A 22606-nucleotide genomic window follows, 5' to 3' on the forward strand; every position below is an offset into this window, starting at 1 on the left:
CGCCTACAGGGAAAGGGCGGGAAGCATGGCAGACAGGGCCGGAGCGGCAAAGCCGCCCCGGGGAAAGCGTCCCTAGGCGATACGGCGCGCGGGACCGGGGATTTCCTCGGTGACGCCGGGGACCGCCCGGTTCTTGCCGTCCACGAAGACGACCGTGGGCTTCCAGTTGGCGACCTCCGCCTCCTCCACTTCCGCGAAGGTGGCCAGGATGACCAGGTCGCCCGGCTGGTTGAGGTGCGCCGCCGCGCCGTTGATGCAGATGACACCGCTGCCGGACTCGCCCTCCAGGGCGTACGTCTCCAGCCGGGTGCCGCGCGTGACGTTCCACACCGCGACCTTCTCGAAGGGCAGGATGTCCGCCGCCTGGAGCAGGTCCTTGTCGATGGTCACCGAACCCTCGTAGTCGAGGTCGGCCTGGGTCACCGTCGCGCGGTGGATCTTGGACTTGAAGAGGATGCGGCGCATGGGGGGCCCTCGGGAAGCGGCGCAACCGTAACGGCTCCCCTGTCCGGGGACAACATCCCCGGTGTCCCATGCACCGCCCGCTTCCCTGCACGCCCTGCTGTCTATTTCGTGAAATTCACGAGCTGGCTCAGGTTCAGGGGCACGGACTGCGCGTCCGACGTCAGGTTGCCCGTCAGGCTCACCTGCGCGTTGCCGCCCGAGCGCAGCGCCATGGCCGCCGAAGCCGCGCTCGCGAAGTTGATGGTGAGCGGCAGGGTGACCTGCTTCGTCCCGCTGCCATCCAGCATGCCCAGGTTGCCCGTGGACAGGTTGCCCACGTTGGCGCCCGCCACCTTGAGCGCGCCGGTGATGCCCGCCACCGGCAGGGGGAAGGCGTTGCGGTTGGTGATGGCCAGCGGAAACTCCACCGTGGCCCCGCTCAGCGTGACGTTCGTGATGCGCGGCGCCTGGAACTGCACCTGGGGAACCTTGGGGACGGGGAACGTGCCCTCCTTCTCCAGGGGGAATCGCAGCACGCCCAGCGGCGTCTGGACGCCCAGCGAGCCCTGCGCCTTGAAGGCCGCCACGTCCTTGTCCAGGAACGTGGTCACCACCGGCGCGATGTCCGCGAACTTCACGTTGGCGGGGAAGACAATCTGGCTCTTGCCGTTGGACTTGAGGTTCAGGCCCTCCTTCGGCTTGCCGGCCACCAGCTGCTTGCCCTCCACGAAGAAGGCGTAGTCCACCGACGCCAGCTTCAGGCCCAGGCTGTTGGGGTTGTCCAGCTCGTACACCAGGTCCACCGTGGCGTCGGACAGGGAGGCGTTCGCCAGCCGGGCTGTCTTGAACTTCAGCGTGGGCTTCTTGAAGGCTCCGTTGAGCAGGCTCTGCAGCGTGGCGCAGCCGGCGAGCGTGGTGAGCGAAAGGGCGAAGAGGACCAGGAACGCGCGTTTCTTCATGGGCATGGGCGTAGCAGAGGACGCCCCGCGTTCGCGCGGATTCAATCGCCGCGCATGTCGGGGCTTCGACGGGTGCACCTTCGGTGCGCCAATGGTATGCGCCAGGGGCTCCCCCGTGCTGGAGGTTGGCCCCTCGTGACAGGTGGCATCTTGTCTCACCCCCTCGCCTCGCTGGCGGTGCTGGCGGCGCTGTCACTCACGGGCTGTTCCCGGTCCTCCAGCGCGGAGGCCGCCTCCCCGCGGCGGATGGACCTGAAGCCGTGCCGGCTGGACGGGGTGGCCGCGCAGACCCTCTGCGGCACGCTGGAGGTCTTCGAGGACCGGGCCGCGGCGAAGGGGCGCAAGATTCCGCTGCGCGTGGTGGTGGTGCCCGCGCTCGCGTCGCAGCCGAAGGAGGACCCGCTGTTCTTCCTCGCGGGCGGCCCCGGCCAGGCGGCGTCCCGCACGCGCATCCTGCCCGCGCTGGAGCGCATCCGGCGCCAGCGCGACATCGTGTTCGTGGACCAGCGCGGCACGGGGGACTCGCACCCGCTGGACTGCGAGGCGTTGAACCCCTCGCGCGCGTCGCTGGCGGAGCGCTTCGAGGACCGCGAGGACGCGGACGTGATTCCCCAGTGCCGCAAGGGCTGGGATGCGGACGAGCGGCTCTACACCACGTCCATCGCCATGGACGACCTGGACGACGTGCGCGCGGCGCTGGGCTACCGGCAGGTGAACCTGTGGGGCATCTCCTACGGGACGCGCGCGGCGCTGGTGTACATGCGCCAGCACCCGGACCGCGTGCGCACCGCCATCCTGGATGGCGTGGCCCCCATGGGGCAGTACCTGCCGCTGTACGCCGCGCGCGACGGCCAGCGCGCCCTGGACCTGCTGATGGACGCGTGCGCGAAGGACAGCGTCTGCGCGAAGGCGTATCCGGACCTGCGCGCCCGCACGGAAGCGCTGCTCGCGAAGCTGGAGGCCAGCCCCGCGAAGGTGCACCTGGCGCATCCGCGCACGGGCGTGCCGGAGGACTTCACGCTCACCCGGCGCGTCTTCCTGTCGGAGCTGTTCTCGCTGCTCTACAGCCCGGACGTCGCGTCGCTGGTGCCCTTGATGCTGGACCGCGCCGCGAAGGATGACTGGACGCCCTTCGTCGCGCTGTCGCTGGGGCTCACCGACGAGGTGGCGCGCACCACCAGCCGGGGCATGTTCCTCGCCGTGGTGTGCGCGGAGGACGCGCCCTTCTTCACGGAGGAGGACGCCGAGCGTGAAGCGAAGGGCACCTGGTTCGGCCCGCGCATGGCGCAGGAGCTCAAGCGCGCGTGCGCGAAGTGGCCCCAGTCCAACGTGCCCCCGAGCTTCCGCGAGCCCGTGAAATCGGACATCCCCACGCTGCTGCTGTCCGGTGAGCTGGACCCCGTGACGCCGCCGCCCTGGGGCGAGGAGGCGAAGCGGACGCTCACGCACAGCCTGCACGTGGTGGTGCCGGGGCTGGGGCACAACACGGTGGGCGCGGACTGCGCGCGCACGCTGATGGCGGACCTGCTCACGCGCGGCAGCGTGGAGGGCCTGACGCCCGACTGTGGCGCGGGCCTCAAGCGGCCACCCTTCTTCACCTCCTTCGCCGGCCCTGTCCCGTAGGACCCAAAGCGCCCATGATTGAAGCCAGGAACCTGCACAAGCGCTTCGGCTCCGTGACGGCCGTGCACGACGTGACCTTCACCGCGGAGGACGGCGTCATCACGGGCCTCCTGGGCCCCAACGGCGCGGGCAAGACGACCACGATGCGCATGCTCTACACGCTGGTGCGCCCGGACGGCGGCACCGCCACCGTGGACGGCGTGGACGTGGCGAAGGAGCCGCAAGTGGCCCGGCGCGCGCTGGGCGTGCTGCCGGACGCGCGCGGACTCTATCCGCGCCTCACCGCGCGCGAGCACGCGCGGTACTTCGGCGAGCTGCACGGCCTGTCCGGCGCCGCGCTGGACGCGCGCGTGGAGGAGCTGGTGGAGCTGCTGGACATGAAGGACATCGCGGACCGGCGCACGGAGGGCTTCAGCCAGGGCGAGCGCGTGAAGGTGGCGCTGGCGCGCGCGCTGGTGCACGGGCCGCGCAACGTGCTCCTGGACGAGCCCACCAACGGCCTGGACGTGATGGCCACGCGCTCCGTGCGCACGCTCTTGCGCAAGCTCAAGGCGCAGGGCTGCTGCGTGGTGTTCTCCAGCCACGTGATGCAGGAGGTGGCCGCGCTGTGTGACCGCATCGTGGTGGTGGCGCGCGGGCGGGTGGTGGCGGACGGCACCGCGGACGCGCTGCGCGCCTCCACCGGCAAGGACAGCCTGGAGGAAGCCTTCGTGAGCGTGATTGGCAGCGAGCAGGGGTTGCGCGAATGAAGGGCCTCATCGGGACGGTGCTGCGCAAGGAAGTGCTCGACCACCTGCGGGACAAGCGCACGCTGGGCACCGCGGTGATGTGGCCGCTCCTGGGCCCGCTGGTGTTCCTGGTGATGTTCAACGTGATGGCCTCCTGGTACCGGCAGGACCGGCCGCTGGAGATGCCGGTGGTGGGCCGCGAGCACGCGCCCAGCCTGATGGCCTTCCTGGAGCGCTACGGCGCGAAGCTGACGGAGGCGCCGCAGGGCTACGAGGCGCTGGTGCAGGCGGGGAAGCTGGACCTGGTGCTGGTGGTGCCGGAGGACTACGCGAAGTCCTTCACGGACGGGCACACCGCCGCGGTGCGGCTGGTGGTGGACAGCTCGCGCAACAAGGCCCGCCAGTCCGTGCAGCGCGCGCAGCGGATGCTGGCGGTGTACTCGCAGCAGACCGGCAGCCAGCGCCTGTTCGCGCGTGGCGTGTCCCCGGAGCTGGCGGTGCCCGTGCGCGTGGACGAGCTGGACCTGTCCACCCCCGAGCGCACCGCGGCCACGGTGCTCACCACCATCCCGCTGTTCCTGGTGATGGCGGCGTTCGCGGGCGGCATGCAGCTGGCCAGCGACACCATGGCGGGTGAGCGCGAGCGCGGCTCATTGGAGCCCCTGCTCCTCAACCCCGCCCCGCGCGGCGCGGTGGTGGCAGGCAAGTGGCTGGCCACCTGCGCCATGGCGGGCACGGGCGTACTCTTGTGTCTGGTGGGTTACTTCCTGGTGGTGAAGCGCGTGCCGCTGGAGGACCTGGGCGTGCGCGCCCGCTTCGACACGCCGGCCGCGCTGGGCATGCTGGCCGCGGTGCTGCCGCTGGTGCTGGCCGCGTCCGCCGTGCAGATGTGGGTGTCCACCTATGCACGTTCGTTCAAGGAGGCGCAGACGTACCTGTCCCTCCTGATGGTGCTGCCCACGCTGCCCGGGATGCTGCTGGCCCTGTCCCCCATCCAGACGCAGACGTGGATGTTCGCGGTGCCGGTGCTGGGGCAGGAGCTGCTCGCGGGCGAGGTGATGCGCGGCGAGACGCTGGGGCCGGTGCCCTTCCTGCTCGCGTTCGCGTCCTGCGTGGCGGTGTCCCTGGTGGCGCTGCGGTTCACCACGCGTCTGTTGACCCAGGAGCGCATCATCTTCGGCAGGAGCTAGCGGGCAGGCGTGAGCGCTCCGAGTGTCTTCGGGGCACAACTTGGCTCGCGTGTTCACGTGACAGCGCCAGCGAAGTGCCATCCAATGTTTCGCGATGACGCTCGAGCGTGAACGAGAAGCCTTGCTGCCCTTCGCCCCGAACTCGGTGGCCTCCACGGAAGGGGAACCGCGGTTCGGCACGTACCAGGGAGAGCTGCCGGAGGTGGACCTGCCCCGGCTGCTGGGGAAGTGGGCTCCGGGGCGCACCACGCGGCTGCTCAAGCGCAAGCGCTGGCACTACACCTTCGTCGCCACGCAGGAGGTGGCGGCCCTCTTCGCGGTGGTGGACCTGGGCTACACGGCCAACGCCTTCGCGGTGGCGGTGGACCTCCAGGAGAAGAAGCCCCTCTGTGACGTGAGCTTCCTGGGCGTGCCCGGGCCGCTCGCGGAGGTGAGCGACAAGCCGGGCGCGGGGCTCGTGGCGGCCTTCCGCACGCTGGGCGGGCGCATGTCCGTGAAGCGCGGCGAGTCCGACGAGCGCTACCAGGTGGAGGTGGACGTCAGCCGCATGCGCACGCAGTCGCTCCAGTCGTTCCAGTGGAACGGCGAGCTGCTGGTGGCGGGCGGTCCGCCGGCCCTCACCGTCATCGCGCCGGTGCAGGGCGACGGGCTGGTCAACGTCACCCAGAAGCGCAGTGGCCTCTTGGCCTTCGGGAGCCTGGAGGCGGGAGGCCGGCGCTTCCGGCTGGACGGCGGCGTGGGCGGCATGGACTACACGCAGGGCTACCTGGCGCGGCACACCGCCTGGCGCTGGGCCTTCGCGGCCGGGCGGCTGCCGGACGGCACGCCCGTGGGGCTCAACCTGGTGGAGGGCTTCAACGAGGGCGCCACCGAGGCCAACGAGAACGCCGTCTGGCTGGGCGACCGGCTCTACCCGGTGGGCCGCGCGCACTTCGAATACGACGCGAAGGAGCTCCTGGACCCGTGGCGGCTGACGACGGCGGACGGCGCGGTGGACCTGCGCTTCAAGCCCATCTACGTGCACCGCGAGGAGCGCAACCTGCGGCTGGTGGTGAGCCACTTCGCCCAGCCCGTGGGCTTCTTCGAAGGCACCCTGCGCGTGGGCGGCCAGGAGCTGAAGCTGTCCAATGTCCCCGGCGTCACCGAGGACCAGGACATGCTCTGGTAGGGGTGGTTCTCCTGGATGGCGGGACTCCCTGGGAGGTCCTGGGTTGTCCGCGACCCGGCGCTTTGCCAGTGTGATGGGCCTTCACCTGGAGAGCACCGCATGTCGTCTGTCCGAGGAGCTGGCGTCGCGTTGAGCTGTGTCGTGGGGCTGCTGGCCGGCGGGTGTGGCGCTGACGGCACGCAGGGGCCGGCGGGGCCGGTGGGTCCCGCGGGGGCGGTGCAGGTGGGCACGGGGCTGAAGCTCGACGGCGAGGCGGTGAGCGTTGTCTACGGTGACGGGCCGGGCACGGCGGTGGAGGGGAATGATCCGCGCCTGTTGGCCGCGGGGCAGGGCATCCGCAACGGGACGGAGCCGCAGGACGCGTCGTTCGCGGTGGCGGGCACGGGGCAGGTGCGCGGCCGGCTGACGGCGAACGCGGAGGTGTTCCTGGACGCGGCGGCGTCCGCGAAGGACACGGTGCCGCTTCTGCGCGTGCGGAACACCGTGTCCGGAACCAACGAGCCCACCTGGGACAACTACCGCGTCTTCACGGTGGACTCCGCGGGCGGGCTGCTCGCGCGCGGCGAGCAAGGCGTTGGCAACATCCCCATCACGGGCGCCGGGGACCGGATGATGTGGCACCCGTTCAAGGCGGCCTTCCGCGTGGGCCATGCCGAGACGGAGTGGGATGAGGCCAACATCGGCTTCGTGTCCTTCGCGGCCGGCAACCAGACGACGGCCAGCGCGTACGGCACCGTCGCGTTCGGTGAGCAGTGCGCGGCGTCCGGCACGGTCGCGGCGTGCATGGGCAGCAACAACACGGCCAGCGGGACCGCGTCCTTCACCGCCGGTGCCTCCAACACCGCGAGCGGCTTCTGCTCCATGGCGGTGGGCTACACCAACGTGGCCACGGGGCAGGGCTCCATCGCGCTGGGCTATCGCACCAACGCGAACGCGGACTACTCCACGGCGATGGGGCAGCGCGCGAGCTCCGGCGGCTTCCGGGGGGCCTTCATCTGGGCGGACAACTCCACCAACGCCTCCGTGGTGGCGAACACCGCGGACAACCAGTTCACGGCGCGCGCGGCGGGCGGGTTCCGCTTCCGCACGAGCAGCAACATGGCCATGGGCTGTGACCTGCCGGCGGGCTCGGGCGTGTTCAGCTGCACGTCGGACCGGACCACGAAGGAGGACTTCCGCCGCGTGGACGCGGAGGCCGTGCTGGCGAAGGTGGCGGCGATGCCGGTGGAGAGCTGGCGCTACAAGACGGAAGCCGACGGCGTGCGGCACGTGGGCCCGGTGGCGCAGGACTTCCGCGCGGCGTTCGGCCTTGGCGCGGACGACAAGAGCATCGGCCTCCTGGACATCGACGGCGTGAACATGGTGGCCATCCAGGCGCTGGCGCGGCGCACGGAGGAGCTGAACGCGAAGAGCGCGGAGGTGGACGCGCTCAAGGCCCAGATGGCCGAGCTCCAGCGCAGCCTGTCCCGCCTGGAGGCGGCCGTGCATGCGCAGGCCGCGAAGCCCTGAGAGACTCCCGCGTGTTCATGCAGGTCGCAGCGAAGGCGCGGTGTAGGCTCTTCGCGCCTTTTTTCGCCTGAGGAGGACTCCACCCCATGTCCTGCCCGCATTGTGGTCAGCCGCTCCCTGAAGGCCATTCGTCGCGGACGTGTCCCTCTTGCGGTGGGGATTTGAACGCGCCGGGGTCGCCGGTGATGGACGAGGTGGCGGACCACGCACAGCGCGCGGCGGACACGGCGGGCCGCGCGGTGCAGGACGTGCTGGATGACCCGAGGCTGCGCGAGCGGCTGCCCGGGGGCTCGCTGCCGCTGCTCGGTTCCGGGCTGGTGGCGGCGGCGGTGGTGGTGCCCGTGCTGCCCTTCGTCGGCGGCGGGTTGGGGCTGCCCTGGTCGGTGTTGATGCTGGTGGGCGCCGGCATGCTGGGCGCGCGCGAGTGGCGGGCCGCGGGCCGGAAGCTGCCGGACGCGCTGGTGCCGGTGGTGAGGTGGGCCGCGCATCCGGCGTTCCTGCCCATGTTCACCGCGCTCACCGTGACGCAGGCGTTCCTGTCGCTGGGCCTTGGCGTGGCGCCGCTCTTGTGGGTGCTGGCGGCGGTGGTGCTCGCTTCCGTGCAGTGGCGGGCGTTCAAGGCGTCGTCGCTGGCGGAGCCGTCGCTCACGATGCGGCCGGCGGACGTGCGGCTGAAGCGGTGGGTGTTCGCGGGCGTGGCGGCGTGCGCGGTGGGGCTCTTGCTGCCGTGGAGCTCGGCGTGGTCGCTGGTGCCCACGGCCCACCTGCAGCGCGAGCGCAACATCACCATCGACGACAACTTCGCCTGGGACATCCAGGACAACGACACGTGGAAGTTCAACACGCTGGTGCTGCCGTCGGGGCAGGGCGCGGGGACGGGGCGCGGCCGGCTGGGCGCGACGGGCGTGGTGCTGGGGCTCTTGGCGCTGGGCGTGCTGGGGTCGGTGCGGCGCGCGCGGGAGGCGCTGCCCTCGGTGGTGCCGGCGGTGCTCGCGGGGCTCATCACCGTCTGGGCGCTGACGGGCCTGTCGTCACGGCCGGGGCCGTGGCTGTTCCTCCTGGGCATCCTCGCGGTGGACGTGGCCGTCGCGCGCGAGTGGCTGGGGCCCCGGAGCGCGGTGCCCCCCGCGGAGCCGCCCGCGTCAGCGTGACGCGCGGCCCTGCACGATGGCGCGGAAGGAGCGGCTCCTCAGCTCCTCCAGCGTGAGGCCGGTGGCGCGGGCCTCCTCCTCCGTGAGGGCGCCGCTGGCCAGGCCGCGCAGGAAGAAGTTGAGCAGGCCCTGGCCGGTGGCGGCGTCGTCGAACACGTCGCCCAGCAGGGTGGCCTGGGCGGCCTTGTCCACGAAGGCCTTGAGGCGCTGGGACGCTGGCTCCAGGCCCTCCAGGAAGAAGGCGTAGACGGCGGCGTAGCGCACGGGGAGCTGGGCGGGGTGCAGGTCCCAGCCCTGGTAGTAGCCGCGCTCCAGCGAGTGGCGCGTGTGCCGGTACGCCAGCTGCCACGCGCGGTGCACGGCGTCGGTGTTCTCGCGCCGCTGCGTGGGGAGCAGCGGGGTGTCGCCCTGCTTGCGGTGGGGGCCCACGGGCATGACGTTGGTGGCGCCGTCGGACAGGTGCACGCCGCTGCCCGCGAGGAGCACCTGCACGGTGTCGCGCAGGGAGTCACAGGCGGGGTGGAGCATGTGCTGCATGTGCGCGCTGACGTCCAGGGCGGCGGTGTAGTCGTAGACGCCCAGGTGCACGTGGGAGCAGCGGCCCTCGCCGGCCTCCACGAGCGAGCGCAGGTGCGGCCGGCCGCGCGAGTCGAAGAGGGCCTGGGGCGTCTCCACCATCAGCTCCAGGGCGAGCGCGCCGGGGGCCAGATGGTGGGCGGACTCCAGCTCCGACAAGAGCTTCGCCAGGGCGGTCACCTGTTCCGGCACGGTGACCTTGGGCAGGGTGACGACGAAGGACGGAGGCATCCTGCCACCGGATTGCTCCAGCAGCGCGGTGACGAAGAGGTCCAGGGTGCGCGAGGCGCGGGCGTAGAGTTCTTCGGTGAAGGACTTCACGCGGATGCCGATGAACGGCGGGAGCGAGCCCTGCTCCAGGCCCCGGGCCACCTCCGTGGCGGCGGCGACGGCGTGGGCGTCTTCTTCGGCATCGGGGCGGTGGCCATAGCCGTCCTCGAAGTCGATGCGGAAGTCCTCCACGGGTTCACGCTGGAGCTTGTCCACGACGCGGTCATGGACGCGCTGGGCGAAGCCGCCGCGCTGGGGCAGCCCCAGCCCGTGCGCGAGCTGGGAGCCATCCGCGGCGTAGTCGCGCAGCGCCGCGAGCGCCAGGTCCCCCATCTTCCGCGCCGTGCCCGCGCGGAAGAGGTGGGCGCCGCCGTACACGGTGTGCACGGGCTGGCGCCGGGAGGATTCACCCGGGTAGGCGTGGCCGAACGCCACGTTGGCGCGGCGCAGGGCTTCACGGGAGGCGGCGGAGGCTTCGGGCGTGAGCGTGGTCTTCATGGGGCTGGGGCTTCGGGAGCGGGGATGAACAGGCGCCGCATCCAGGCCACGAAGCGCTGGGCGAGCTCGTGGTCTGCCTGGAGGTAGTGCTTGGAAACGGCCTGGCCGAGTGGCGTGCCGGGTTCCTGCTGCCAGGCGAGCCAGGTGTGGATGGCGGCCTTGGAGTGGTAGGTGGGCTTGAAGCGGCGCTCGGGGAGGGCGTCCAGGGCCGTGAAAGCCGCGGGCAGGAGCGGGTCGCCCTGTGTGACGAGCTGCTGGAGGAAATCCTCCAGGATTCCGGTGAGCTGGTTGTCCGGCATCATCCAGATGCCGATGCGCGGCAGCGTGCCTTGGGTGGGGATGATGATGCCCGCTGCTTCAGGCTGCCCGGGCAGTTGGGTGTAGCCGGAGTGCTCCAATACATCGCGCAGCGACTGCCACCGGTGGGCAAGGTCTTCATCCGCGTCGACAACGACGCCGATCGTCTTCACTCCAGGCACGCGCGGTCGGACTTTCAAATCGTCGCGAAGACGCTCGTAGCCGTCCTTGGCTTCAACAACGAAGAGTTGCTTGTTGTCGAGCTTGTGGTGGTTGCAGAGGTGGTAGACGACCTCGCGGTCCTCCGCGCCTTCGACCAGGAGGATCCGCTCTGGCTTGGGCGGCATCAGCGGACCTCGATGGATTCCCGGGTGATGATCTCCAGGTCGCCCTCGTTGAAGACGGTGGCTTTGATGTCGCCGTCAGTCTGCGCGAGGCTGATGAGCATCCCGTCTTCAGGGTGAGCGGACGCTGCTTTCTGGAAGGCAGAGATGCAGTCCCAGCTGTGCGTGGTGGCGAAGACCTGCACATTGAGCTGGCTGGAAGCCTCGAAGATGAACCGCCAGAGCTGCTCTCGAATAGAGTAGTGGATTCCGTTCTCGATCTCATCGATCAGGAACAGCCCATTCCCAGAGCTCACGAGACCCAATGCCAGCTCGAAGATGCGAGTCATGCCATCTCCCATGCTCTGAAGAGGCTCTGGGATGGGATGTCTTGCCCTGGCAACGAGCGCATAACGCATGCCGGGTTGTCTGGAGTCTTCAATCAGTGAGATGCGTTCGATGTCCGGAAGGATGAGCCTCAAGGCATCAACAGCGGATTGCTCGTTCGCGGTCAGGACGATGTTGTCCCAAAGGGCTCCGATACTTGATCTGTCGAGACCACGGACTGGGACGTAGTTGCAGACCAAGGAGCCCCGTTGCTCAGGATGGGACTTGCGGCGTGCCTCTGAAGTCGATGCCGCGATGGCGTCATTGAGCGCACGAATACGAGAGCGTCTGGGGGGAGACGCGCCATACCGGACCTCCAGCGCCTCGTCGCTCTGCAGTTCCTCGTAAAACCGCGCATCACCTTCCATGACGAAGTGCGCACGGACGTCAGGCTCCTGCGACTGGACCGGGATGACGAGCCGACCTGATTGGATCCGAAGCTCTTTGTCTCCTTGTAGCGGCCCAAGCCGGATCGACTTCGGACGATCTTGGGGCGGACCGTGGAAGAACATCCGGTCGACATCAATCGGAGACTGTGCCTTGTCGCGGAGAGCGCCTCGTTGAATCTCTTGCCTGCGTTCGAGAAGGTCACGAAGTTCCCATGCAGCCTCCAACCCGGCTGCATAGACCTTGATCGCCTCCAACAACGTGGTCTTCCCCACGTTGTTCTTGCCGACGATGAGATTGACGCGGCCCAGGCGCGGAATCTCCAGGTCCCTGAACGCTCGGAACCCCTGGATGCGGAAGGAGGGGAGGAGGGGAGCGGAAGGGGGCGGCATGGCAGCGGTGTCCTGGCGCACGGCCAGATGCCGTGCAGTGCGCCCCGGGCAAGCCCCGAGGCATCTCGAACCATCCCCAGAACCCCCCGGCCGCGCAACTTCCAGATGCGCGGCCGGAGGCGTCCTTCAGGGCCTCACGGCCGGCGCTTCAACCACGCGGCCACCTCCGGGGCCACGCGCTCGCGCAGGGCCACGTCCTGGGTCAGCCTTTCCAGCGTCTGCGCGGTGGCCTGCTGGGCCTCCGGGATGGGGTTCGCCTGGAGCAGGGCCTTCATCTGCTCCAACTGCTCGCGCGTGCGCAAGAGGCCCAGGCCTTCCACCACCCGGCGCAGGAGCATGGGCGCCGCGCCCGTGCGCGCCACCAGATCCTTCCATCGCTTCTGCAGCTGCGCCCACCACGCGTCGCGCCCGGTGCGGTTGCCCAACAGGCCCGTCGCGAAGCTCGCCACGTCCTGCGTCTTCACCGTCTCCGTGAACAACAACCCCTGCGCCCGCTCCGCCAGCGTCGCGTCCTCGAAGGACGTGAGCGCCATCAGGTAGCGCCGCTGCGTCGCCGGGTCCGGCTCCCTCGGCATCCGCTGCGACAGGTCATCGAACAGCGCCGCGTCGCCCGCGCGCGCCACCATGCCCACCGCCGTGTCCAGCAGGTTCGCGTCCAGCGCGGTCTTGTCTCCCTGGAGCATCCGCGCCACCAGCGGACGCGCCTGCGCCAGCACCTCCGGACTGCGCGCCAGGCCGCCCACCGCGCGCACCAGCGCCGCGCGGCGCAGCCGCACCCGGTCCGGCTCGCCCGGCGCCGCCTGCCAGCTCAGCTTCTTCAGGCCGCCGCCCAACAACTGCTCCACCCACCGGCGGAAGCGCTCCTGGTCCTCGCCCTCCGTCAGCCGGTTCTCGATGTAGCCGAGCCGCCCGACGAGCTCGTCCAGCACCGCCTCGTCCTCCTCGTCCCCGAAGCGCGCCGCCAGGTCCAGCAGGTCCGCCACCGGCGCCTGCGCCGAGCGCACCAGCGCCCACGTGTCCGCCAGCAGCGAGATGCGCTCCGACGGCGCCAGCGTCCCCAGGTTCGCCGCCAGCGCGTCCAGCGCCGACTTCTCGTACGCCACCCGGTAGAAGCCCGTGGAGCCGCCGTTGGCGCACAGCCACTTCACGTCGCCCGAGCCGCCCTCCAGCGTCACCGTCGTCTCCGCGTCGCGGAAGAGCACGCGCTGCTCCCGCACGCCGCCCGCGTCCTCGAAGCGCAGCACCATGGGCACCGGCCACGTCTCCGAACTCTTCACCCCCGGCTCCGAGTAGAAGCGCCGCTGCGACAGCGTCACCTTCCGCCCCTCCACCTTCACCGACACCAGCGGGAAGCCGCTCTGGCCAATCCACTTCGTCGCCAGCTCGTTCACCGGCTGCTTCGCCGCCTCACCCAGCGCGTTCCACAGGTCTTCCTTCACCGCGTTCGCGCGCGCGTGCTTGCGCATGTACAGCCGGATGCCTTCGCGGAAGGGGCCCTCTCCCAGGAACCCCTCGATCATCCGCAGCACCGCGCCGCCCTTCTCGTACGTAATCGCGTCGAAGCTCTCACCGGCCTCGCCCGCGTTGCGCACCTCCCCGTGGATGGGGTGCGTGGACTTGAGCGCGTCCAGCGCCAGCGCGCTCGCCCGGTGCGCGTCGAAGTCCAGCCACATGCGCCAGTCCGGCCGCCACTGGTCGACGATCTTGAAAGCCATCCACGTGGCGAACGCCTCGTTGAGCCAGAGGTCGTCCCACCACACCATCGTCACCCAGTTGCCGAACCACTGGTGCGCCAGCTCGTGCGTCACCACCTCCGCCACGCGCTTCTGCACGGACAGCGGCGCGGTGGCCGGGTCCAGGAGCAGCGCCACCTCCCGGTAGGTGATGAGGCCGGCGTTCTCCATCGCGCCCGCCTCGAAGTCCGGGATGCCCACCTGGTCCACCTTGCCAAAGGCATACGGCAGCCCGAAGTAGTCCTGCAGCCGGGGCAGCACCTGCAGCGCCGCGTCCTGCCCGAACTTCGCCAGGTGCGCCTTCTCCGGCAGCGCCCACGTGCGCACCGGGATGCCTTCCGCCTGCTCCTCCGGCGTGCCCACCAGCGGGCCCACCACCAGCGCGATGAGGTACGAGCTGAGCAGCTCCGTCTCCTCGAACGTCACCTTGCGCAGCGCCCCGTCCTTCTCGTCCTTCACCACGCGGCCGTTGCCCAGCACCGTGTGGCCCTCCGGCACGCGCACCGTGAGCGCCCAGCGCGCCTTGAAGGCGGGCTCGTCGAAGCAGGGGAACAGCCGGCGCGCGTCCGCGGCCTCGAACTGCGTGGCGGCCACCTTGCCCGCCGCGTACAGGCCGCGCAGTCCGTCGCTGAAGTGCCCCGTCCACAGCACGTCCAGCGTGGCGCTGCCCGCGGGCAGGGGAGCGTCGAACGTGAGCACCACCGTCTCGCTCACCGGGGCCACGCGCTTGGAGGTGGGCTTGCGCACGTCGTTGCCGGCGCGGAAGGTGACCTCGCCCAGCTCCAGCGCGTTGGCGTGGAGGATGATCTCCGTCGTGGGCTGGGACAGCTCCAGCTCCACCCGCTGTTCACCCGTGAAGGTGCGCCCCTCCAGGTCCAGCGTCACCGTCGCCTGATAGCGGCGCGGACGGAGGGTGGTGGGCAGGCGGAAGTTCTTGTCGTCGGTGGGATGCGCCATAGGGGCGGCAATCTAGCGCCGGCCGCGCCTTGTGCTCGTGCTCCATTTCCCAGTGTCCTGCGCTTCACGGCGCTCCGCCCCCGCTGGCGGGGGCACCCGCTGCCCGAAGAAGCTCGACTCGCGCTGGAAGGAGCACACGCTGCGCTGCTCCGCGGGCGACAGACGCGAGTCGTGGGCGAAACGCACCAGGGGCTCGGTCCAAGCCCTGGGGGCCTGTCGCGCCGTACATCCACCTCCACCGGGCGACACCTCCGTTGGCCGGAGGGCAGGAAGGTGCCTCGGTGGATGGCATTGGAGCGGGGGACTCGCGCAGACTGTCCGGCCATGGGCTCTCGTCTCATCCACGTCCTCCTCGTATCCGTGGTCACCGTGGTGGGGCTGCTCGTCCCGTGGGTGCAGGCCGACGACTGGGTCCGCCTGCTGGCGACGGTGCTGGGCTCGGCGGCCGTCTGGCGGCTGTCTCCGGTGGAGCAGGGCGTGGTGCACCGGCTCGCGGAGCTGGGCGTCTTTTGCGTCGCGGGGGCGATGCTGGGGAACGCGCAGGCGTTCGCGCTGCGCCGGGCGGGGCTCCAGGTGCCGGGCTGGGCGGGGCGCACGGCGATGGCGGTGGCGGTGGGCCTGGTGGGCTCGCGGGCCCTGGCCGTGGCGCTGGGGCTGTCGCCCGGGACGGCGGCCATCGGGATGGGCATGGCGGTGGGCCTCACGCAGGGGTGGCTCCTGCGCCGCGAGGCGCATGGCGCCGCCGTGTGGGTGGCGGCGTGCACGGTGGGCTACGGCATGGCCGGGCCGGCGGCGGACTGGAGGGACCAGGCGTGGAGGGCGGCGGTGGACGTGGGCGCGACCTGGCGTTTGTCCTCCATCGTCATCACGGCGCAGGCCATGACGTGGGGCGCGCTTGCGCTGTGCACGGCCATTGGCGGGGCGTTCATCCTGTCGAGCCTGCGCGCGCAGGTGCTGCCCGCGCCCGGTTCGCGGATGCCCGGCGCCGTGGGCCAGTTCGCGGTGCTGGGGCTGGCGCTGCCCTTGATGGTCGCGCTGGAGGCCCGGGAGAAGAGCCCGCTGTCCCTGGCGTCGCCAGCCCCCAACCCTCCAAGGCTGATACAGCCCAGGCCCATGCGGACCTGGGGAACCGACCAGCCCGTCGAGGTCTTCAGCCCCGGATGCTCGGGCAGGGGCTGCGGGCCGGCGCAGACCCTTGAAGGAGGGCCCCGTCCGGCGCCCGTCCTCCATGACGAGCACCTGCGCGAGTTGTTCCGCGAGGAACGGAAGCGGATGCCGCCGCCGTCGCCCGGTCGCCGGTGGAACAACCCCGCGTCGGGTGACGCGCAGCTGCCCGCGGGCGCGACCGGAGGCAGCACGAACAGCGTCGTGTACTGAGGGACCCAGGGCGCGCGGTTGCCATGGGTGGGAACTTCCTTTCCCATCGCGAGCCGGAGGGCGCGCGCGCTTCGTCGTGAGGTGGACACGCGCAACGCCGCGGAGGCCGGGCACGGCGGTTGCTCTGCCGCGTCCGCATGGGACGAGGCGTGTGGGTGGGCGCGTTGGTGAGCGCGCTGGTGTGGGGCGGGGCGGCTCAGGCAGCGAACAAGGCCACGGCGATGAAGAAGGCGCGGCCGGCGGTCCAACTGGCGGACCGGGCGCTGTGGCGGGCGAAGTCCTGGGTGGGAATGACGACGCTGGCGAAGATGAGCTCGGCGGTGAGCGATGACTGCTCGGGCATGACGCGGCTGGCGTTCCAGCAGCGGCGGTTGGACCTGCTGCCGGACGACGTGCTGCCGGAGGAGAACGGCGTTACGGCCATCCACCGCAAGGCGCGCGCGCTGGGGATGCTGACGGAGACGCCGAAGCCGGGCGCGCTGGTGTTCTTCAAGAACACGTTCGACCGCAACCGCGACGGCCTCATCAACGACGGCCTCACGCACATCGGCATCGTGGAGCGGGTGGGGGAGGACGGCACGGTGACGTTCGTGCACAAGTCCGGCGGGCTGGTGAAGCGCTCGCGCTTCAACCTCGCGCAGCCGGAGGCGCGCAAGGACGCGAAGGGCCGCATCCTCAACGACTGGCTGCGCCGCAAGGGGAAGAAGTCGCGCGGCTACCTGGCGGGAGAGCTGGTGGCGGGCTTCGCGTCGGTGGACGAGCGCTGGCGTTCGCCCGAGCCGCAGCCGCGCCTGGCGTCCGCGAAGCTCACCGTGAAGGGTGACGCCCGGACGGCGCGGCGCTAGACACGGCCGGAAGATGTCCACCGTCGAAGGTCCATCCGAGTCCCCGAGCCCCGAACCCGCCGCGTCCCTGCCGCCGGTACCGCCGCAGGTGCGTCCCGCGCCGCCGCCGCGAAAGAGGCGGTGGGCGCGCTGGGTGCTCGGCGGTGTGTTGGTGCTGGGCCTGGGGACCGCGGCGGTCACGTTCGCCGGGCTGCCGGACGCAAGCCCCCTGGCGAAGGAGAACCCGAAGACGACGGCGCTCATCGAGCAGCGGGCGAGCGAGGCGCGCGAGGCCGGGCGCAAGCCGCGCCGCAGGCAGCAGTGGGTGCCATTGTCCGCGGTGTCCAAGCCCGCGGTGGACGCGGTGCTCCTCTCCGAGGACGCGAGCTTCTACCTGCACGACGGCGTGGACACGGTGGAGCTGGCGCGCGCGGTGGGGCAGGCGGTGGAGAAGGGCGAGCTGGGGCGCGGGGCCTCCACGCTCACGCAGCAACTGGCGAAGAACCTCTGGCTGTCCACGGACCGCAGCCTGACGCGCAAGCTGAAGGAGCTGGTGCTGGCGCACCGGTTGGAGGAAGCGCTGACGAAGCAGCGCATCCTGACGCTGTACCTCAACGTGGTGGAGTGGGGGAACGGCGTGTATGGGATTGAGGCGGGGGCGCGGGAGCACTTCGGCGTGTCCGCGTCCCAGCTCTCCGTGGCGCAGGGCGCGGTGCTCGCCGCGATGCTGCCGTCTCCGCGCAAGCGCTCGCCGTCCAGCGGCTCCCGGGCGCTGTGGAAGCACGCGCACCGCGTGGTGGACGCGCTCAAGACCTACAAGCGCATCAGCGCGGTCCAGGCGGAAGCCGCGCACGCGGAGGTGGACCGGCTGCTCGGCCGCGCTCCCGCGGATGACGGTGGAGACGACGCGGAGGACGACGGTTCTTGAGCGGTACTGCCGCCGGGTCCCCCATGGGAGGGCCGCCCCAAGGGGGCCCGGCTTCCGGCCCTGATATCCCCGTCAGGGACGTTCCCCTGGAGTGCGTGGGAGCGGCCGGATTGGATCCATGCCCCGCGCGTTTCCACCGGGAGTGGTCCGTTCCTCCAGGGAGGGCCCTGCCTCCCCGCGTGGCTTTGGCTGGCGGGGGGACCCCGTGGAACGTAGTTTGAGCGCAAACACCATGGCCGACCCCCACCAGGACCCCGCAGTCGACCCGCGCGAGCGGGTGCTGACGCTGCTCAAGCAGCACGGCTGGAACGCGACGTCCTTCCAGGTGCTGCAGCCGGGCTTCGAGTACTGGTTCGCGCCGGAAGGGGACGGGTGCATCGCCTACGTGGACACGGGCGGCGCGTGGGTGGCGGGAGGAGGCCCCATCGCCGCGCAGGAGCGCGTGCGCGACGTGGTGGGGGCCTTCCACCGGGCGGCCCGGAGCGCGGGCAGGCGCGTGAGCTTCTTCGCCACGGAGTCGCGCTTCTCCAAGCTCGTCCCCTTCGAGGAGCTGCCCATCGGTGAGCAGCCGGTGTGGGACCCGGCGAAGTGGGATGCGGTGGTGAAGGGCAGCCGCAGCCTGCGTGAACAGCTCCGTCGCGCGCGCTCCCACGGCGTGCGCGTGCGCGAGGTGCCCGCGGAGGTGATGGAGACGGAAGGCCACCCGCTGCGAGCGGCGGTGGAGGTGCTGGCCGAGCACTGGCTCGCGTCACGCCGCATGGCGACCATGGGCTTCCTGGTGGGGCTGGCCCCGGGAGCCTTCGCCCGCGAGCGCCGCGCCTTCGTGGCGGAGGTGGAGGGCCGCGTGGTGGGCTTCCTGTCGGTGACGCCCGTGTACGCGCGCGACGGCTGGTTCCTCCAGGACCTGCTGCGCGAACCCTCCGCGCCCAACGGCACGGCGGAGACGCTGGTGGACGCCGCGATGCGCGCGGCGGCCTTGAACGGGCGCCAGTACGTGACGCTGGGTCTGGCGCCGCTCGCGGGGCCGGTGCGGCCGTGGCTGCGGTTCGCGCGCAGCGCCGGGCGCCCGCTGTTCGACTTCGAGGGCCTGCGCGCCTTCAAGGCGAAGTTCCGCCCCGACGCGTGGGTGACGCTCTATCTGTCGCACCCGAAGGACGAGCCGGCACCGTGGGCCATCTACGACGCGCTCCGGGCCTTCGCGCGGGGAAGCCTGGTGAGGTTCGGGCTCGTGACGCTGCTGCGCCGGCCGCGCTTCTTCGTGCGGGCGCTGACGGCGCTGCTGGTGCCGTGGACGGTGCTGCTCGCGCTGCCCATGAGCGCGCGCTGGTTCCCCTCGCCGTGGGTGCAGCACGGCTGGGTGGCGTTCGACGTGGGGCTCATCGTGGGCCTGTTGCTGCTCCTGCGCCGCTGGCGTGACAACCTGGCCACGCTGCTGGGGCGGCTCACCACCGCGGATGCCTGTCTGACATTGGTGCAGGCATTGGCCTTCAACGCCGCCCGCGCGCGGGGGCCCTGGGACTGGAGCATCATCATCGCGTCGGTGCTCGCCCCCGCGACCGCGTCCGCCATGCTGCTGCGCTCCCGCGACCTGCGCGTCCCGGAGCCTTGAGGCGCTCCAGGCCCCGGTGATGGATGCTGCCCGGGCTGGACTCTTCTCCCAGGAAGGAATTGATCCAACGCGTGGGGACTCCGTCACTTCATCCTGGGGTCGACTGTTCCCTTCACATTGGAGCGACACATGAACGTGCTTGCCCGCAACAACATCAAGGTGAAGGGGCAAGGCACGCAGCCCATGGTGTTCGCCCATGGCTTCGGCTGCGACCAGAACATGTGGCGGTTCGTCGCGCCCGCGTTCGAGCAGGACTACCGCACCGTGCTCTTCGACCACGTGGGGGCTGGCGGCTCGGAGCTCGCGGCCTATGACCGCGACCGGTACGCAACGCTGGAGGGCTACGCCGATGACGTCCTGCGGATCTGCCACGAGCTGCGGCTCGAGCAGTGTGTCTTCGTCGGTCACTCGGTGAGCGCGATGGTGGGCGTGCTGGCGGCCATCAAGGAGCCGGAGCGCTTCGCCCGGCTCGTGCTCATCGGCCCCTCGCCCTGCTACATCAACGATGGCGGGTATGCCGGCGGCTTCTCCCGCGAGGACATCCTCCAGTTGTTGGAGTCGCTCGATGACAACTACCTGGGCTGGTCCAGCACGATGGCGCCCGTCATCATGGGCAACCCGGACCGGCCCGAGCTTGGCGCGGAGCTCACCAACAGCTTCTGCCGCATGGATCCCGAAATCGCGAAGCAATTCGCGAAGGTGACCTTCCTCTCCGACCATCGGGCGGAGCTTCCGAAGGTCAAGACGCCCTCCCTCGTGCTCCAGTGCTCGAACGACGTCATTGCCGGGGATGCGGTGGGGGAGTACGTGTGCCGGCGGCTGCCTGCGGGCCAGCTGGTCCGCCTCAAGGCGACCGGACACTGCCCGAACCTGAGCGCTCCCGAGGAAACCATCGCCGCGATGAAGCACTTCCTGGGCTACTGAAGGAGGACAATGCAAGGAAGCGCTGACACCGGGCAGGGGGAGGACTCTTCCGAGGACTCGGCGGAAGAACTCTATGAGAATGCTCCGTGTGGCTACCTCTCCACGAGCCCGGAGGGGCGCATCCTCAAGGTCAACCAGACCTTCCTGACCTGGACGGGCTACTCCAGGGAGGACTTGCTCGGCGGCAAGCGGTTCTGCGAGCTGCTCACGGTCGCGGGCCGCATCTTCCACGAGACCCACTACGCCCCGCTGCTCCAGATGCAGGGCTTCATCCACGAGCTCTCGCTGGACCTCGTCCGTGCGGACGGCCGTCCGCTGCCCGCACTGATCAACTCCGTGCAGAAGCGGGACGCGCTCGGCAGGCCGCGCTCCGTCCGGACGACGCTCTTCAACATGACGGAGCGCAAGCGCTATGAGCGCGAGCTGCTGATGTCCCGCCGCAAGGCGGAGCAGCTGGCCCAGGCGAAGGCGGCGCTGCTCGCCACCCTCAGCCATGAGGTCCGCAACCCCCTCAACGCCATCACCGCCGCCACGCGGCTTCTGGGGATGACGCCGCTCTCCGACAAGCAGTCGAAGTACCTGCGCATCCTCGGCTCCGCGTCCGGCAACCTGCTCGCGCTGGTCAACGACATCCTGGACTGGAGCAAGATCGAGGCGGGCAGGCTCTCGCTGGAGCAGCGCGAGTTCTCTCTCCGGGAGCTGCTCGGCGACATCCTGAACGGCCAGGCCGCCCGGGCCGAGGAGAAGCGGCTGCTGCTCCAGATGGAGACCGACGAGCGGGTCCCGGCCATTCTCCTGGGGGACCCCGTCAAGCTGGGGCAGATCCTCACGAACCTCGTGAGCAACGCCCTCAAGTTCACGGAGAAGGGTGGGGTCAAGGTCAGCGTGGTCCTCCGGTCCCGGGACGGCGACGCGTGTGACCTGTCCTTCCAGGTGAGTGACACGGGGATCGGGATTCCACCGGACCGCCTCGCCGCCATCTTCGAGGAGTACACCCAGGCGAACTACGACATCGGGATGAAGTACGGCGGGACGGGGCTGGGCCTCTCCATCAGCCAGAAGCTGGTGGCGCTGCATGGCAGCAAGATGGTCGTGGAGAGCGAGGTGGGGAAGGGAACCCGCTTCTCCTTCGACCTGCGCTTGAAGTCCGCGGCGGGGGGCGCCGCCGCCGGCGCGGCTCCCAGCACCGAGGCGTCTCCGCGGGCCCTGCGGGGCCTGAAGGTGCTCGTGGTCGAGGACAACGAGGTCAATACCTACGTGCTCGCCCGTTGGTTCGAGCACTGGGGCGTTTCGTTCGACGCCGCCAGGAACGGACACGAGGCGGTGGAGCGCCTCCGCCAGGGGGGCTACGAGCTCGTCCTCATGGACCTGCACATGCCGGTGCTGGATGGCTACGACGCGTTGAAGGTCATCCGGCAGCTCCCGGACGAACGGCTCCGCCAGATTCCCATCATCGCCATCTCGGCCTCCACGCGGGCCTGGCAGGAGAGCAAGGTCCTGGCCTCGGGGTTCACGGACTTCATCGGCAAGCCTTTCGACGAGGGCGTCCTGTTCAGGAAGATGGCGCGGTGCACTTCCCGCGCGGCTCCAGAGGCGCCCGCGCATCCCCCGGAAGCAGCGCCCCCTGCCTCCGGGGCCGCCGCGGACTCCCTGGTCCTGGCGCCCGACTTCAGCTTCACGAAGCTGAGGCAGTGGGGGGCGGGAGATCCCCGGGCGAGCCCGGCGCTGGCCCGCTCCTCCGTCCAGGCGCTGGAGCAGGCCCGGCTGGCGCTCACGGCCGCGATCAAGAAGGGGGCCCCCGACGAGTACGAGCGCGCGTGCGAGGCCCTCACGGGAACCCTGCACCTGCTCGAAGCGCACGGGCTCGCGGCAGCCCTCCGCCGTGCCCGGTCACTGCTCGCCGGCAACGCCCCGGAGCCGGCGCGGATGCAGGCCGCGGTGTTCGCGATCGACTGGGAGGTGGAGAGCCTCGTCGGCGCACTCCTCGCCGTCGCGAGCGAGGTCAACACCTGACCCGCCGGCTCACGCAGGCTCCTTTGAGTCATGGAGCGGCTGCGTCCGCGGTCGGCACTTCATCGCAGCCACAGTGCCAGCGGCGCCCACAATAGAGGGGGGCCTCATCGGACCAGATCGAGAAGACCCGGTCGATCGCGGGCATACCGATGCAACCGATGATCTGCTCTGACTCGTGCAATTCGGCTGCACAGCGACCATTCTCGTCGGGTGGCTCCATGGAGAGGGTGCAGTCCCCGGCGCTGACATGGACTTCCAGGGAGCGTCGCTTCCAGGACGTCCTCTCCACATCGCAAGGCCAGGGAGGGATGTCCGAGGTGACGGTCCATGCCGGCCCGC

At 70.5% G+C, this 22606-nt stretch carries 18 protein-coding genes; 12 read left to right on the plus strand and 6 right to left on the minus strand.

Annotated elements, in window-relative coordinates:
- Positions 1-72: 72 nt before the first annotated feature.
- Together panD and JYJ93_RS06615 are read right to left on the minus strand one after the other, a co-directional pair.
- A complete protein-coding gene (panD, locus tag JYJ93_RS06610) occupies positions 73-465 on the minus strand; it encodes an aspartate 1-decarboxylase (RefSeq protein ID WP_206787356.1) in 393 nt (130 codons plus the stop codon).
- A gap of 101 nt (positions 466-566) precedes the next feature.
- Positions 567-1409 carry an LEA type 2 family protein gene (locus tag JYJ93_RS06615; RefSeq protein WP_206787357.1) on the minus strand — a complete coding sequence of 281 codons (843 nt, stop codon included), beginning with the start codon at positions 1407-1409 and terminating at the stop codon, positions 567-569.
- A 90-nt stretch (positions 1410-1499) separates the two neighbouring features.
- Between JYJ93_RS06615 and JYJ93_RS06620 the strand changes: the two genes are divergently transcribed.
- The 6 genes from JYJ93_RS06620 (at position 1500) to JYJ93_RS06645 (ending at position 8772) form a co-directional block, all read left to right on the plus strand.
- Positions 1500-3026, plus strand: coding sequence for an alpha/beta hydrolase (locus JYJ93_RS06620; RefSeq protein WP_242543691.1), 1527 nt, complete (start codon positions 1500-1502; stop codon positions 3024-3026).
- 14 nt (positions 3027-3040) lie between these two features.
- Entirely contained in the window at positions 3041-3775 is a 735-nt protein-coding gene (locus tag JYJ93_RS06625) for an ATP-binding cassette domain-containing protein (protein WP_206787360.1), read from the plus strand.
- The gene (locus JYJ93_RS06630) at positions 3772-4944 is read left to right on the plus strand and encodes an ABC transporter permease (protein WP_206787361.1); all 1173 of its coding nucleotides are present in this window, start codon (positions 3772-3774) and stop codon (positions 4942-4944) included. The genes JYJ93_RS06625 and JYJ93_RS06630 overlap by 4 nt, the downstream gene beginning before the upstream one ends.
- Before the next feature lie 94 nt (positions 4945-5038).
- On the plus strand, positions 5039-6112 hold the full coding sequence (locus tag JYJ93_RS06635) for a DUF2804 domain-containing protein (RefSeq protein WP_206787362.1): 1074 nt from the start codon (positions 5039-5041) through the stop codon (positions 6110-6112).
- 99 nt (positions 6113-6211) lie between these two features.
- Positions 6212-7621 carry a tail fiber domain-containing protein gene (locus tag JYJ93_RS06640; protein WP_206787363.1) on the plus strand — a complete coding sequence of 470 codons (1410 nt, stop codon included), beginning with the start codon at positions 6212-6214 and terminating at the stop codon, positions 7619-7621.
- Between the two features lie 161 nt (positions 7622-7782).
- Positions 7783-8772 carry a hypothetical protein gene (locus JYJ93_RS06645; RefSeq protein WP_206787364.1) on the plus strand — a complete coding sequence of 330 codons (990 nt, stop codon included), beginning with the start codon at positions 7783-7785 and terminating at the stop codon, positions 8770-8772.
- On the opposite strand, the gene JYJ93_RS06650 is transcribed toward JYJ93_RS06645, so the two are convergent.
- The 4 genes from JYJ93_RS06650 to JYJ93_RS06665 all read right to left on the minus strand — a co-directional run bounded on the left by JYJ93_RS06650 (position 8764) and on the right by JYJ93_RS06665 (position 14592).
- The gene (locus JYJ93_RS06650) at positions 8764-10116 is read right to left on the minus strand and encodes a phosphoenolpyruvate kinase (RefSeq protein ID WP_206787365.1); all 1353 of its coding nucleotides are present in this window, start codon (positions 10114-10116) and stop codon (positions 8764-8766) included. The two genes, JYJ93_RS06645 and JYJ93_RS06650, sit on opposite strands and share 9 nt — an antisense overlap.
- Entirely contained in the window at positions 10113-10760 is a 648-nt protein-coding gene (locus JYJ93_RS06655) for a DUF3226 domain-containing protein (protein ID WP_206787366.1), read from the minus strand. Before JYJ93_RS06655 ends, JYJ93_RS06650 begins: the two co-directional genes overlap by 4 nt.
- Complete coding sequence (locus tag JYJ93_RS06660; RefSeq protein WP_206787367.1) at positions 10760-11902, minus strand: AAA family ATPase; 1143 nt, start codon at positions 11900-11902, stop codon at positions 10760-10762. The genes JYJ93_RS06655 and JYJ93_RS06660 overlap by 1 nt, the downstream gene beginning before the upstream one ends.
- Positions 11903-12036: 134 nt before the next feature.
- A complete protein-coding gene (locus JYJ93_RS06665) occupies positions 12037-14592 on the minus strand; it encodes a M1 family metallopeptidase (protein WP_206787368.1) in 2556 nt (851 codons plus the stop codon).
- 324 nt (positions 14593-14916) lie between these two features.
- Between JYJ93_RS06665 and JYJ93_RS06670 the strand changes: the two genes are divergently transcribed.
- The 6 genes from JYJ93_RS06670 (at position 14917) to JYJ93_RS06695 (ending at position 22267) form a co-directional block, all read left to right on the plus strand.
- Entirely contained in the window at positions 14917-15969 is a 1053-nt protein-coding gene (locus JYJ93_RS06670) for a hypothetical protein (RefSeq protein ID WP_206787369.1), read from the plus strand.
- Between the two features lie 155 nt (positions 15970-16124).
- Positions 16125-16814: a CHAP domain-containing protein gene (locus tag JYJ93_RS06675; RefSeq protein WP_206787370.1), complete on the plus strand. Its 690-nt coding sequence runs from the start codon at positions 16125-16127 to the stop codon at positions 16812-16814.
- Between the two features lie 13 nt (positions 16815-16827).
- Complete coding sequence (locus JYJ93_RS06680) at positions 16828-17721, plus strand: biosynthetic peptidoglycan transglycosylase (RefSeq protein ID WP_242543692.1); 894 nt, start codon at positions 16828-16830, stop codon at positions 17719-17721.
- A 232-nt stretch (positions 17722-17953) separates the two neighbouring features.
- Entirely contained in the window at positions 17954-19330 is a 1377-nt protein-coding gene (locus tag JYJ93_RS06685; RefSeq protein WP_206787372.1) for a DUF2156 domain-containing protein, read from the plus strand.
- A 129-nt stretch (positions 19331-19459) separates the two neighbouring features.
- The gene (locus JYJ93_RS06690; protein WP_206787374.1) at positions 19460-20254 is read left to right on the plus strand and encodes an alpha/beta hydrolase; all 795 of its coding nucleotides are present in this window, start codon (positions 19460-19462) and stop codon (positions 20252-20254) included.
- Positions 20255-20263: 9 nt separating this feature from the next.
- Positions 20264-22267: an ATP-binding protein gene (locus tag JYJ93_RS06695; protein ID WP_206787375.1), complete on the plus strand. Its 2004-nt coding sequence runs from the start codon at positions 20264-20266 to the stop codon at positions 22265-22267.
- Positions 22268-22606: the final 339 nt, after the last annotated feature.

The organism is Corallococcus sp. NCSPR001 (assembly GCF_017309135.1).
Taxonomy (GTDB): Bacteria; Myxococcota; Myxococcia; order Myxococcales; family Myxococcaceae; genus Corallococcus.

Excerpts from the sequence above, each read along its gene's own strand:
- JYJ93_RS06625 (WP_206787360.1), top strand. The coding sequence starts at position 3,041 with ATGATTGAAGCCAGGAACCTGCACAAGCGCTTCGGCTCCGTGACGGCC.
- JYJ93_RS06635 (WP_206787362.1), top strand. The coding sequence starts at position 5,039 with ATGACGCTCGAGCGTGAACGAGAAGCCTTGCTGCCCTTCGCCCCGAAC.
- JYJ93_RS06695 (WP_206787375.1), top strand. The coding sequence starts at position 20,264 with ATGCAAGGAAGCGCTGACACCGGGCAGGGGGAGGACTCTTCCGAGGAC.
- JYJ93_RS06615 (WP_206787357.1), bottom strand. The coding sequence starts at position 1,409 with ATGCCCATGAAGAAACGCGCGTTCCTGGTCCTCTTCGCCCTTTCGCTC.
- JYJ93_RS06630 (WP_206787361.1), top strand. The coding sequence starts at position 3,772 with ATGAAGGGCCTCATCGGGACGGTGCTGCGCAAGGAAGTGCTCGACCAC.
- JYJ93_RS06655 (WP_206787366.1), bottom strand. The coding sequence starts at position 10,760 with ATGCCGCCCAAGCCAGAGCGGATCCTCCTGGTCGAAGGCGCGGAGGAC.
- JYJ93_RS06620 (WP_242543691.1), top strand. The coding sequence starts at position 1,500 with ATGCGCCAGGGGCTCCCCCGTGCTGGAGGTTGGCCCCTCGTGACAGGT.
- JYJ93_RS06660 (WP_206787367.1), bottom strand. The coding sequence starts at position 11,902 with ATGCCGCCCCCTTCCGCTCCCCTCCTCCCCTCCTTCCGCATCCAGGGG.
- JYJ93_RS06670 (WP_206787369.1), top strand. The coding sequence starts at position 14,917 with ATGGGCTCTCGTCTCATCCACGTCCTCCTCGTATCCGTGGTCACCGTG.
- JYJ93_RS06665 (WP_206787368.1), bottom strand. The coding sequence starts at position 14,592 with ATGGCGCATCCCACCGACGACAAGAACTTCCGCCTGCCCACCACCCTC.
- panD (WP_206787356.1), bottom strand. The coding sequence starts at position 465 with ATGCGCCGCATCCTCTTCAAGTCCAAGATCCACCGCGCGACGGTGACC.
- JYJ93_RS06690 (WP_206787374.1), top strand. The coding sequence starts at position 19,460 with ATGAACGTGCTTGCCCGCAACAACATCAAGGTGAAGGGGCAAGGCACG.
- JYJ93_RS06650 (WP_206787365.1), bottom strand. The coding sequence starts at position 10,116 with ATGAAGACCACGCTCACGCCCGAAGCCTCCGCCGCCTCCCGTGAAGCC.
- JYJ93_RS06640 (WP_206787363.1), top strand. The coding sequence starts at position 6,212 with ATGTCGTCTGTCCGAGGAGCTGGCGTCGCGTTGAGCTGTGTCGTGGGG.
- JYJ93_RS06680 (WP_242543692.1), top strand. The coding sequence starts at position 16,828 with ATGTCCACCGTCGAAGGTCCATCCGAGTCCCCGAGCCCCGAACCCGCC.
- JYJ93_RS06685 (WP_206787372.1), top strand. The coding sequence starts at position 17,954 with ATGGCCGACCCCCACCAGGACCCCGCAGTCGACCCGCGCGAGCGGGTG.